Origin of the sequence: Kitasatospora nipponensis (assembly GCF_039528135.1) — a bacterium.
Taxonomy (GTDB): domain Bacteria; phylum Actinomycetota; class Actinomycetes; order Streptomycetales; family Streptomycetaceae; genus Kitasatospora; species Kitasatospora nipponensis.
Map to the genome: position 1 here is coordinate 1 of NZ_BAAALF010000085.1, position 12620 is coordinate 12620.

The window sequence follows — 12620 nt, forward strand, 5'->3', positions numbered from 1 at the left end:
CGCGGCGGGCCGGCCGGCGGCAGCACCGCGCGGCGCACCCCGCCGGCGCCGCCCGGGGTGCCCGCCGTGCCGGGCGCTCTGCGCTCGTCGCCGGTCATCGGCGGGCGTGGTCGCGGAAGCCGCGGCCCGTCTTGCGGCCCAGGCAGCCGGCCGCGACCAGGTGCTCCAGCAGCGGGGCGGCGGCCAGGCCGGGCTCGCGGAACTCCTGGTGCAGCACCCGCTCGATGGTCAGCGAGACGTCCAGGCCCACCACGTCGAGCAGTTCGAACGGTCCCATCGGGTAGCCGCAGCCCAGCTTCATCGCGGTGTCGATGTCGTCGACCGTGGCGTAGTGCTCCTGCAGCATCCGCACCGCGTCGTTCAGGTAGGGGAAGAGCAGCGCGTTGACGATGAAGCCGGCCCGGTCGCCGCACTCCACGGGGTGCTTGCGCACCGCCGCGCACAGCTCCAGCACGGTCGAGGTGACGTCCGGGGCGGTCAGCACGGTGGAGACCACCTCGACCAGCTTCATGGCCGGCGCCGGGTTGAAGAAGTGCATGCCGATCACGTCCTGCGGGCGCGAGGTCGCGGTGGCGCAGCTGATCACCGGCAGGCTGGAGGTGGTGGTGGCGAGCACCGCGCCGGGCTTGCAGATCTTGTCCAGCGAGGCGAACAGCTCGCGCTTGACGGTCAGGTCCTCGGCCACCGCCTCCAGCACCAGGTCGGCGGTGGCCAGGTCGGCCTGCTGCCCGGTCGGGGTGACCAGGCCCAGCGCGCTGTCGCGCTGCTCGGCGGTGAGCCGGCCCTTGGTCACCGAGCGGTCCAGCGAGCGGGCCAGCTGGGCCTTGGCCCGGTCCGCCTTCTCCTGGCCGCGGGCGACCAGGGTGACGGCGTAACCGGCCTTGGCGAAGACCTCGGCGATGCCGGTGGCCATCGTCCCCGAGCCGCAGACGCCCACCTCGCGCACCGTGCGCCCGGCCACCCGCGCGCTCGCGGCGGCCCCGGCCTCGGCGACCGTGCGGGAGGAGCCCGGCGCCTCGTAGGTGTAGAAGCCGCGCCCGGTCTTGCGGCCCAGCAGGCCGGCCGCGACCAGCTGGCCCAGGATCGGGGCGGGGGCGTGCAGGCGGTCCTTGGACTGCTCGTACATCGCCTCCAGCACGGTGCGCGCGGTGTCCACGCCGATCAGGTCGAGCAGCGCGAGCGGGCCCATCGGCAGGCCGCAGCCCAGCCGCATGGCCGCGTCGATGTCCTCGCGGGTGGCGTAGCGGGACTCGAACATCGCCGCGGCCTGGTTGAGGTAGGCGAAGAGCAGGCCGTTGACCACGAAGCCGGCCCGGTCGCCGGCCGCGACCGGCTCCTTGCCCAGCTCGCGGGCGAAGTCGGCCGCCTGCTCGGCGACCTGCGGGTCGGTCAGCACGGTGCGGACCACCTCGACCAGCTTCATGGCGTGCACCGGGTTGAAGAAGTGCAGGCCCAGCACCCGCTCGGGGCGCGCGGTGGCGGCGGCGATCCGGGTCACCGAGAGCGAGGTGGTGCCGGTGGCGAGGACGGTCTGCGGCGGGCAGATCCGGTCCAGCTCGGCGAAGACCTCCCGCTTGAGCTCCAGCTGCTCGGGGACCTCCTCGACGACCAGGTCGGCCTCGGCGGCGGCCTCCAGCCGGTCGCCCACGGTGATCAGGGCCAGCAGCGCGGCCCGGTCCTCGGCGGTGAGCCGCTCACGCTCGACGGCGTGCGCGGTGGCCGCCTCGATCCGGGCCAGCGCCCGGTCGGCGGCGGCGCCGTCGGCCTCGATGCCGATCACCCGGCGCCCGCTGCGGGCGATGGCGACGGCGATGCCGGCACCCATGGTGCCCAGGCCGACCACGGCGACGGTGGGGAAGGGACGCTCCATTGTCCAGCTCCTAGTCACAGGTCCCCGCGAGCGCGCTGCCGGGCGCGACGGTGCGCACAGGCAGGAGGGTGGGCGCCCGCGGGCGGGAGGGATGACGGTGGCGCGGACGGCCGCGGGGCCGGTCCGCTCCGGCCGTACCGCGGCATCGCCCTGCGCAAAAAAGGATGGAAGCGGCCCTGGGGCGTGATCGCCCGGGACCGGGAAGCGGCACCGGCCGCACGTGTGACGCGCGGCGCCTCGCCGGAGCGGCTCCCGAAGCCCGGCAGTGGTGCGTGCGGTCACTGTAGCGAAGTTACCGCTGGGTAGGGAAGGGTTGTGACGGGGTCGGCTCGGCGGCCGGCCGGCCGCCGAAACGTCAACCCGTGATCGACGGGACCACTCCTGCGGGGAGTTTCGCCCCCCGACCGCAGCGGGCAGCATGGGTCGTATGGGTACGACCGTCGCTGAGGCAGACCACCCCGCCGAGCTGCCCGCCGAGCCGGGCGATGACACCGGGCTGCCCGAACCTGCCGAGGCCGGCCGGTCCGGTGGGTCCGGTGGGTCCGGTGGGTCCGCCGGGGTCGGGCTCGCCGCCGCCGCGCCGCTCACCGCCGAGGCGCGGGCCGAGCGGGCCGCCCGGGCCCGGGCCGCCGCCGCCCGGCTCAGCGCCGAGGGCGTCGACGGCGTGATCCTCAGCTGGGTGGACAACGCCGGGATCACCCGGGTCAAGTCCGTCCCGGTCCGCCGGCTGGAGCACGCCGCGGCCTGGGGCGTCGGCGCCGCCCCCTGCTTCGACGTCTTCCTCGTCGACGACTCGATCACCACCGGCCACCACGTCGGCGGCCCGGTCGGCGACCTGCGCCTGATCCCCGACGTCTCCCGGCTCTGCCGGCTCGCCGCGCAGCCCGGCTGGGCCTGGGCCCCGGCCGACCGCTACGCCCAGGACGGCACCCCGCACCCCGGCTGCCAGCGGCAGTTCACCCGGCGGATGGTCCGCTCCGCCGAGCTGCGCGGGCTGGGCCTGCGGGCCGGCATCGAGGTGGAGTGGGTGGTCGCGCTCGCCGGGCCGCCCGAGCAGCCGCCGGTCCACCCCACCCACGGACCCGCGTACGGCCTGCACCGCCTCGCCGACCTCTCCGACTACCTGCGCGAGCTGCTGCGCGCCCTGGACGAGCAGCGGCTGACCGTGCTGCAGCTCCACCCCGAGTACGCGCCGGGCCAGTTCGAGGTCTCGGTCGCCGCCGAGGACCCGGTGGACGCGGCCGACACCACGGTGCTGCTCCGGCAGACCATCCGCGCGGTGGGCCTGCGGCACGGCCTGCGGACCTCCTTCGCCCCCGCCGTCGAGCCCGACGGCGTCGGCAACGGCGGCCACCTGCACCTCTCGCTCTGGCGCGACGGGCAGAACCTGGGCCAGGGCGGCCCCGGCCGCCACGGGCTGACGGCCGAGGCCGAGTCCTTCCTGGCGGGCGCGCTGGCCGAGCTGCCCGCCCTGCTCACCCTCGGCGCCCCGAGCCCGGCGAGCTACCTGCGCCTGGTGCCGCAGCGCTGGGCCGGCGCCTTCCAGTGCTGGGGCCTGGAGAACCGGGAGGCGGCGCTGCGCCTGATCGCCGGCCCGCCGGGGGAAGGGGCCGGCACCGCCAACGCGGAGTTCAAGTGCTTCGACGCCGCCGCCAACCCCTACCTGGTGATCGGCGCGGTGATCGCCGCCGGCCTGGCCGGCCTGGACGCCCGCCGGGTCCTGCCGCCCGAGGTCCCCACCGACCCGGCCGCGCTGCCCGAGGGCGAGGTCCCGCGGCTGCCCGCCGCCCTGGCGCAGGCGCTGGCCGCGTACCGGACGTCCGGCCTGCTGCGCGAGGCGCTGGGCGGCCCGCTCTACGAGGCCGTGCTGGCGGTCCGGCAGGCCGAGATCGAGCTCTTCGCCGACCACACGCCCGAGCAGCTGGCCGCCGCCACGCGCTGGCGCTACTGATCCCGTGCCGGCAGGCCCATCCCCGAGCCCACGTCCACCCCTCCCGCCGCTGCTCGACCACCACTGCCACAGCGTGCTGGTCGCCGACCTGCCGCCGGAGGCCTTCGGCGACCTGCTCACCGAGTCCGACCGGCCGCCGGCCCCCGGCGCCGGCCCGTTCGTGCGCTTCGACAGCCTGCTCGGCCTGGCCGTGCGCCGCTGGTGCCCACCCGCGCTCGGCCTGCCCGCGCACGCCACCGCGGCCGACTACCTGGCCCGCCGCCGCGCCCTGGGCCCGCCCGAGGCCACCCGGCGGCTGCTCGCCGCCGCAGGCCTGGGCACCCTGCTGGTCGACACCGGTCTGACCTCCGCCGCCGGCCACCCGCTGCTCCCGCTGCCGGAGCTGGCCACCGCGGCCGGTGCGGCCGTGCGCGAGGTGGTCCGCCTGGAGAGCGTCGCCGAGGCGCTGGCGGGCCGCGCGCCGGCCGCCGCCGACTGGCCGGCGGCGCTGCGCGAGGCGCTGGCCGCCGAGCGCACCGCCGCCGACGCCATCGCCGTCAAGTCCGTCCTCGCCTACCGGCACGGCCTCGCCATCCCCGCCGAGCCACCGACCCGCGCGGAGACGGTCCGGGCCGCCGCCCGCCTGCTCGCCGCCGGCCCGCCCGCCCGGCTGACCGACCCGGTGCTGCTGCGCCACCTGCTCCACACCGCCGTCGACCTCTGCGCCCAGCACGCCCCACCGCTGCCGCTCCAGCTCCACACCGGCTTCGGCGACCCCGACCTGACCCTGCACCAGGCCGACCCCGCCCTGCTCACCCCGTTCATCCGCGCCGTCGAGCCCACCGGCGTCCCGCTGGTCCTGCTGCACGCCTACCCGTACCACCGGCAGGCCGGCTACCTCACCCAGGCCTTCCCGCACGTCCACGCCGACACCGGTCTGACCCTGGGCCACACCGGAGCCCGCGCCGCCACCGTCCTGGGCGAGCTGCTCGAACTGGCCCCCTTCGGCAAGGTGCTCTTCTCCACCGACGGCTACGGCCTGCCCGAACTCCACCTGCTGGGCGCCGCCCAGTTCCGCCACGCCCTGTCCACCCTGCTCACCGCCTGGCAGGCCGACGGCGCCTGCACCCCCGCCGACGCCACCCGCCTCGCCCACCTGCTGGCCGCCGACAACGCCCGGGCGCTGTACGGCCTCTGAGGCCCGCGGCGGAGGCAGCCGACCGGTAGGCCGCGTCCCTAAGCGGCGTCGGTGCCCGGGCGGCGCAGGCGGCGGACGGCGGCGCGGGCCCAGGGGCCGGTGAGCAGGCCCAGGGTGAGGCCGATGAGTAGGCCGAAGAGGTTGTCCCAGATGTCCTGGACGTCGCAGGCCCGTCCCAGCGCCGGGAGTTCGCCCTGTAGGAACTCGATCAGGAACGGCAGCGTGGCCGCCGTCAGCCCCGCGACGGCGGCCCGGCGCCGGGTGCCGGCCAGCGCCGCGGTGATGCCGAGCGGCACGAACAGGGCGACGTTCAGGGTGCTCTGAGTGGGGCTCAACAACTCGGAGAGCGGCCTGGGGCCACCGGTCAGTTGGCACCCCGTGGTGTTGTAGCGGGCGTTGTCGGTGATCGAGAACCGGATGTCCGGGAGCAGGGTCAGCGTCACGATCGCACCCAGGGCGAGCAGCAGCAGGAACCCCACCGCGCGGTGGGCCCGCAGCAGTCGGGCCGTCGGCCGGGCGAACAGGGCGGCCAGCGCCAGTGAGCAGAGCACGCCGGGCCAGAAGAGCGGGGTCGCGTTCAGTACGGCTTGGATCATGCCCACAGGGACGCCGGGGCGGGCGGGGGTGGTTCGCCGCGGCGCCCCTGCTGACGCTCTGTTGAGGCGTGGTCGCTTGCGTTGAGTCTTGTGCGCTCCACCACAACAGTGCAATATGCCATTGCACTGATACCTCAGCGTGGCCCGCACTCCACGAAAGTTCCCAGCGGTCGGCCTCCCCTGCCTCCCACCGTGCCGCCGTCGGCCGGTACCACCGGCCCGTTCCGGCACCACCCGCCGTCTTTCCTGGCAACTGCCCATCCGCGCTTGGTAACCCACCCGTCCGCAGCCTGCGGCCCGGGTGCTCCCCCACCAGAAGAAGGACTGTGTCACGTGACCAGACTCAGGCCCGGCCTGTTCCGCCGCAGCAGGCGCGCCCTGCTCGCCGGACTCGTCGTGGCGGTGGCCGGTGCGGGCTTCGTGAGCCCGCTGAACGCCTCCGCCGACCCGCACCCCGCCTCCGACGGCTGGGTCAAGACCGCTGACCACGGCTGGATCCAGGTCAAGCCGGGCACCCCGCTGACCGCCACGGCCAAGAGCGCCGGCAAGGACGCGCCGCACAAGGCCGTGGCCGGCAAGCTCGGCGCGAGCCGGCCGGCACCGGCCGCCGCCACCACCAAGACCGGTGGCCGGGTCACCCCGCAGCTCCAGGACGGCGCCGATCCCGGCACCGGGGACAACGGCGACGGGTACGTCTCCAACCAGTACGACCTGCAGATGACCTACAAGGGCGGCCAGGAGTCGACCGGCGTCGACATCGGCCCGCCGAAGGTCTACCTGGTCGTCTGGGGTTCCCAGTGGGGCACGCCGTCCACCAACGCCGCCGGTGACGTGGTGATGTCGCACGACGCCGACCAGGCCGTGCCGTACCAGCAGGACTTCTTCAAGGGCCTGGGCAGCACCGGCGACACCTGGAGCGGGGTGCTGACGCAGTACTGCGAGGGCATCCAGGCCGGCACCATCCAGTGCCCCTCCAGCGCCGCGCACATCCCCTACCCCAAGGCCGGCAGCGTCTTCGCGGGCGTCTGGGTCGACAACGGCGCCCCGGCCCCGCAGTCGGCCACCGAGCCGCAGCTCGGTGCCGAGGCCGCCGCCGCGGCCGCGCACTTCGGCAACACCACCGAGGCGCAGAACCGCAACGTGCAGTACGTCATCGACTCGCCGCAGGGCACCGACCCCGACACCTGGCGCGAGCTCGGCTACTGCGCCTGGCACGACTTCGAGCGCTCCTCGTACGGCCAACTCGCCTACACCAACATGCCCTACCTGACCGACGTGGCGGGCTGCGGCACCAACTGGTTCGGCGAGAACACCCCGCGCGGCCGCCTGGACGGCTACGGCATCATCGGCGGCCACGAGTACGCCGAGACCCTCACCGACCCCAACACCCCCGGTGGTTGGACCGACGCCACGGGCCAGGAGATCGCCGACAAGTGCGCCTGGATCCCCTACGGCTCCAACGGCGGGCTCTTCTTCGAGAACCTCTCCACCGGCTCGTTCCCGCTGCAGACCCTGTGGTCCAACGAGGAGCACCTCTGCGTCGGCGCCAGCGCCGGCCCGGTCCACACCAACCCGCCGGTCGTGCTGAGCACCATGTGTGACCGCACCGACCCGCCGAACACGCCGGTCTCGATCCCCGCGGTCGCGGTGGACAACACCGGATCCACGGTCAGCTACAGCGCCACCGGCCTGCCGCAGGGGCTGAGCATCAACGCCGCCACCGGCGTCATCACCGGCAGCGCCGCCGCCACGACGGGCTACACGCGGATCACCGTGACCGCCACCGACGCGGCCGGCAAGAGCGCCAGCACCGGCTTCTGGGAGGGCCTGTTCGCCGGCGGCCAGCACGGCTGCGGCGCGATCGAGCAGCTCATCAACCCCGGGTTCGAGAACGGCTCGGCCGACGTCGACCACACCGTGATGACCGACTCCTGGAGCCCGAACGGCTACAACCTGGTCACCCCCTCCAGCCTGCACTCGCCGCACAGCGGCAGCTGGTACGCCTGGCTCGGCCAGAACACCGACCAGGACGACTCGATCACCACCTACGTGAACGACTACCCGGGCTACCAGAACGAGTCGTTCTCGTTCTGGCTGGACACCGAGACCACCAACACCACCAGCACGCCGGACACCCTGTCGCTGGTCGTCATCGACCAGTACACCCAGAAGCCGCTGGGCACCGTGAAGACCTGGAGCAGCAAGGGCGCGGCCGCCGGCTACCAGCAGCAGTCCGTGGACCTGACCCCGTTCCTGAACCAGGTCGGCTGGGGCACCACGCTGGGCGTGCAGCTGGTCGCGCACGAGTCGGGCTCGACCCCGAGCACCGCGTTCCTGATCGACGACGCCTCGGTGCGCGAGTACTGATCCTCGGTACCCGCCCGCCGGCACCACGCACGAAACACCACCGAACGAGTAGGCCGCCCGCCGGTGCCAGCGGCGGGCGGTCCGGTCGTCGGTCCTCCGGTCGTCAGGCCGTTCGGCCGTTCGGCCGTTCGGGCTCAGAGCTCCACGCGGTACTCGACCGTGCCGTCCGTGCCGTCCGTGCCGTCCGCCTCGTCCGGGCCGGCGCCCGGCACCGGCTCCTGGACGACCTCCAGGACCCGGCCCGCCGCGCGCACGTCGGGCAGCACCCGGGCCAGCGCGGCCAGCGTCCCGGCCGGGCCGCGGACCACCAGTCGGGCCACCTCGGCGCGCATCGACAGCTGCGCGGCGCTCTTCGCCCGGCGCACGGCCGTGATCGCCTCGGCCGCCAGCTCCAGCAGCCGCGGATCACCGATCGCGGCCGGCCGCCCGTCCGCCTCGGCTGCCGCCGCGTCCGCTCCGGCCGCGTCCGCTCCGGTCGCCTCGGCCCGTGCCGGCAGGCCCGCCGCCGCGCGCAGCTCCTCGGCCCGCGGCCAGGCGGCCCGGTGCACCGAGCCGTCCTGCCACCAGCTCCAGGCCTCCTCGGTGGCGAACGGCAGGAACGGCGCCAGCAGCCGCAGCAGCACCGACAGCGCCCGGCTGAGCGCCGCCCGCGCCGAGGCCGCCGCCGCCTCGCCGCCCTCCCCGTAGGCGCGGTCCTTGACCAGCTCCAGGTAGTCGTCGCAGAACGCCCAGAAGCAGCGCTCCACGCACTCCAGCGCCCGCGCGTAGTCGTAGCCCTCCAACTGCCCGGTGGCCTCCTCGACCACGCCCGCCAGGTGGGCCAGCAGGGCACGGTCCAGCGGCTCGGTGACCACCGCGTCCGGTGCGCCGGCGCCCAGGCCCAGGACGAACTTCGAGGCGTTGAGGATCTTGATCGCCAGCCGGCGGCCGATCTTCATCTGGCCGACCTCGAAGGCGGTGTCCGTGCCGGGCCGGGCGGTCGCCGCCCAGTACCGGACGGCGTCCGAGCCGTGCTGCTCCAGCAGGTCGAGCGGGGTGACCACGTTCCCCTTCGACTTGGACATCTTCTTGCGGTCGGGGTCCAGGATCCAGCCGCTGATCGAGGCGTGCCGCCACGGCAGTTCGCCGTGTTCCAGGTCGGCCCGCAGCACGCTGGAGAAGAGCCAGGTGCGGATGATCTCGTGGGCCTGCGGGCGCAGGTCCATCGGGAAGACCCGGCCGAACAGGTCGTCGTCGAAGGACCAGCCGCCGGCGATCTGCGGGGTGAGCGAGGAGGTGGCCCAGGTGTCCATCACGTCCGGGTCGCCGGTGAACCCGCCCGGCACGTCCCGCTGTTCGGCGGTGAAGCCGGGCGGGACCTGGCTGCTCGGGTCGACCGGCAGGGCGGATCCGTCCGGCACGATCGGCTCGCCGACCACCTCGCCCGCCGCGTCCAGCCGGTACCAGAGCGGGACGGGCACGCCGAAGAACCGCTGGCGGCTGATCAGCCAGTCGCCGTTGAGGCCCTCCACCCAGGCCTGGTAGCGGTGCCGCATGTGGTCGGGGTGCCAGGCGAGTTCCTTGCCCCGGTTCAGCAGCTTCTCGCGCAGCGCCTCGTCCCGGCCGCCGTTGCGCAGGTACCACTGCCGGCTGGTGACGATCTCGAGCGGCTTGTCACCCTTCTCGTAGAACTTGACGAGATGGTTGAACGGACGCGGCTCGCCGACCAACGCGTCGGCCTCGCGCAGCAGTTCGACCATCCGCTCGCGGGCGGTGTGCACGGTCGCGCCGGCGAGGCGGGCGTAGGCGGCGCTCGCCGCGGGGGAGTCGAGGCCGGCCGGCGGCTCGGCCAGGAAGCGCCCGTCGCGCCCGAGCACCGAGCGGGTGGCGAGGTCGAGTTCGCGCCACCAGACCACGTCGGTGGTGTCGCCGAACGTGCAGACCATGACCAGTCCGGTGCCCTTCTCCGGATCGGCCAGCCGGTGTGCCAGCACCGGCACCTCGACGCCGAAGACCGGCGTGCGCACGGTGCTGCCGAAGAGTCCCTGGTAGCGGGCGTCCTCGGGGTGCGCGACCAGCGCCACGCACGCCGGCAGCAACTCGGGCCGGGTGGTGGCGATCTCCCGGCGCTGCCCGTCGGCGCCGTCGAAGAGCAGGTGGTGGTAGGCGCTGGGCCGCTCGCGGTCCTCCAGCTCGGCCTGCGCGACGGCGGTGCGGAAGGTGACGTCCCACAGCGTGGGCGCCTCGGAGCGGTACGCCTCGCCGCGCTCCAGGTTGCGCAGGAAGGCCGACTGGGACACCGCGCGGGCCCGGTGACTGATCGTCTGGTAGGTGTGCTGCCAGTCGACCGACAGGCCCAGCCGGCGCCACAGGCTCTCGAAGACCTGCTCGTCCTCGATCGTCAGCTGCTCGCACAGCTCGATGAAGTTCTGCCGGGAGACGGGCAGTTGTTGCTTCCCCGGGTTCTCGGGCGGGGTGAAGTCCGGGTCGTACGGCAGCGACGGCTCGCAGCGGACGCCGAAGTAGTTCTGCACCCGCCGTTCGGTCGGCAGCCCGTTGTCGTCCCACCCCATCGGGTAGAAGACGCTGCGCCCGCGCATCCGCTGGAACCGCGCGATGGCGTCGGTGTGTGTGTACGAGAAGACGTGCCCGACGTGCAGGCTGCCACTGACCGTCGGCGGCGGGGTGTCGATCGAGAAGACCTGTTCCCGCTCGGCCGTTCGGTCGAACGCGTATACGCCCTGCTCGTCCCAGCGGCCGGCCCACTTGGCCTCGAGGCCGTCGAGAGTGGGCTTGTCAGGTGCGCCGGAGGGGGAGAAGGGAGTCGTCATGCATCCTGATACTAGCGAGTCGGCGCAACCGACTTTCCCCTCGCCGGCTCAGCACGGTGTGCCGCGCGGCCAGCTGTACCCGGTGCCGATGCGGTAGGTGCCGGGGGTGGGGGCGGTGAGGCGGATCCAGTCGCCGTCGCGGGTCAGGCAGGCGCCGGCGGGGCCGTGGGCGGTGAGCCAGGGGGACCACGGGATGCGCACGTCGACCGGGCCGGCGGTGGGGACGGTGAGCACCACCTCGGCGGAGCCGGCCCGCTCCACGGTGACCGGCGCCGCGGCGAGCGGGACCGCGTCGGTGAAGCGGAACAGCCGCCAGTTGTCGTCCCGCCAGACCTCCTGGAGGTAGTCGGGCGGCGCGGTGCGCAGCAGCGCCGCCTCCTCGACCCCGCCGGAGTCGACCGGGCCGGTCGGCAGCGCGACGTACGCCACCGACCAACGCCGCAGCCAGTCATGGTAGTTGGTCGGGTCCAGGGTGTGGTCGTAGAAGAACGGGTTGCGCTGGACGTCCAGTTGACGGTTCCAGCCGCGGGCCAGCTCGGCCGCGCGGACCAGTCCCCAGGACTCCCAGTGGTTGAGCATCGGGACGGCCTCGATCCGGGCCCGGTCGGCGTGCAGCCGGTCCAGCTCGGCGATCAGCGCGGTGCCCTGGCCGGCCGGCGAGCGGTCGGGGATCCCGATGATGTCCGCCTTCACCGTCCAGAAGCCACTGGCCACGAAGACGACCAGCAGTGCGGCCAGTTGACGGCGCGAGCGCTTCGGCCGGGCGCAGAGCGCGGCGAGCAGCAGCACCCCGCCGAAGATCAGCGCGAGCCGCTGCACGTTGCCGCCGATCGGCGTGTCGAAGACCCAGGTCAGCACGGAGCCGAGCCCGTAGACCCCGGCGCCGATCCGCACCTCCCGCCAGGACGCGGGGCCGAGCAGCGCCACCGCCAGCGAGCAGAGCAGACAGATCACCACGGTGGAGACCGAGATCGGGTCGACCCCGTCGAAGGGGAAGAGCACCGTCGTGAACAGGACGACCAGCGGCGGCGGCACGGCCAGCGCCCAGCCGGTGCGGCGCCGGCCGGTCAGCAGCATCGCGGCCGCCGCGACCTCGACGAAGAGCCCGGCCACCGGGCTGGACGCGGTGGCGAGCAGCGAGAACGCGGCCACGGCGGCGGTCCGTTGCCACCCGAGGGAGCGCGCGGTCCCCGCGGTGGCGGCTCCCCCCGCCGTGCGGGCCGCCACCAGCGCCGCCAGCCCGAACATGCAGCCGAGCGCGAAGGTGGCCCGCCCGGCCGCCACGTTGCAGGTGAGCGCGAAGGCGCCCCACAGCGCCACCGGCAGCGGCCGGTGCACGCTGGAACGTGTCACCAGCACGGCCAGCAGCGCGGTGGAGACGGTACTGGCCGCCACCGCCGCCGCCGGAACCCCGATCAGCGCCATCAGATACGGCGTCAGCAGGCTGTAGGAGGCCGGGTGGATGCCGCCGTACCAGGCCAGGTCGTACGCCGAGTCGGGGTGCTTCGCCGCGAAGTCGGCCCACGCCCACTGCGCGGCGCTGTCCGCGTTGACGCCGGACAGGTACCGGGCCCACAGCAGGCCCAGCACGAGGGCGAAGGCGGTCGCGATCCAGAGCGTGCCGTTGCCCCGCAGCCGCCTGGGCGGTCCGACGACCAGCGCCGACGGCGCGGCCGACTCGTTCGGGACGAACATCCGTTGCAGAACGCTCATGTGCGCCCGGTCCTCCTCTGGTCCGAACGGGGCGCCGAGCCGGCTCGTGCCGACGTCCCCGACTGCCCGGACAGCCCGGGCGAACCGCCGCGCCGCCCCCCCCGGCTCGGACCGGCGCGGGGGGGAGCGCGGTGGC

The 12620-nt window shown here is 74.4% G+C and carries 7 protein-coding genes; 3 read left to right on the forward strand and 4 right to left on the reverse strand.

All coding sequences use genetic code 11. From position 1 onward, the window contains the following. Nucleotides 1–94 precede the first annotated feature (94 nt). Nucleotides 95–1870: a 3-hydroxyacyl-CoA dehydrogenase family protein gene (locus ABD323_RS22450; RefSeq protein WP_344443684.1), complete on the reverse strand. Its 1776-nt coding sequence runs from the start codon at nucleotides 1868–1870 to the stop codon at nucleotides 95–97. A 427-nt stretch (nucleotides 1871–2297) separates the two neighbouring features. Between ABD323_RS22450 and ABD323_RS22455 the strand changes: the two genes are divergently transcribed. Together ABD323_RS22455 and ABD323_RS22460 are read left to right on the forward strand one after the other, a co-directional pair. Beyond that, entirely contained in the window at nucleotides 2298–3821 is a 1524-nt protein-coding gene (locus tag ABD323_RS22455; protein ID WP_344443685.1) for a type I glutamate--ammonia ligase, read from the forward strand. A gap of 4 nt (nucleotides 3822–3825) precedes the next feature. Continuing rightward, nucleotides 3826–4998 carry an amidohydrolase family protein gene (locus ABD323_RS22460; protein ID WP_344443686.1) on the forward strand — a complete coding sequence of 391 codons (1173 nt, stop codon included), beginning with the start codon at nucleotides 3826–3828 and terminating at the stop codon, nucleotides 4996–4998. Between the two features lie 38 nt (nucleotides 4999–5036). Here ABD323_RS22460 and ABD323_RS22465 read toward each other — a convergent pair whose 3' ends face one another. Continuing rightward, on the reverse strand, nucleotides 5037–5594 hold the full coding sequence (locus ABD323_RS22465; RefSeq protein ID WP_344443687.1) for a VanZ family protein: 558 nt from the start codon (nucleotides 5592–5594) through the stop codon (nucleotides 5037–5039). A 333-nt stretch (nucleotides 5595–5927) separates the two neighbouring features. Between ABD323_RS22465 and ABD323_RS22470 the strand changes: the two genes are divergently transcribed. After that, nucleotides 5928–7961 (forward strand): Ig domain-containing protein, encoded by a 2034-nt coding sequence (locus ABD323_RS22470; protein WP_344443688.1) that lies wholly within the window; start codon nucleotides 5928–5930, stop codon nucleotides 7959–7961. A gap of 134 nt (nucleotides 7962–8095) precedes the next feature. Here ABD323_RS22470 and valS read toward each other — a convergent pair whose 3' ends face one another. Together valS and ABD323_RS22480 are read right to left on the reverse strand one after the other, a co-directional pair. After that, on the reverse strand, nucleotides 8096–10771 hold the full coding sequence (gene valS, locus ABD323_RS22475; RefSeq protein WP_344443689.1) for a valine--tRNA ligase: 2676 nt from the start codon (nucleotides 10769–10771) through the stop codon (nucleotides 8096–8098). A 48-nt stretch (nucleotides 10772–10819) separates the two neighbouring features. Next, complete coding sequence (locus ABD323_RS22480) at nucleotides 10820–12484, reverse strand: MFS transporter (protein ID WP_344443691.1); 1665 nt, start codon at nucleotides 12482–12484, stop codon at nucleotides 10820–10822. Nucleotides 12485–12620: the final 136 nt, after the last annotated feature.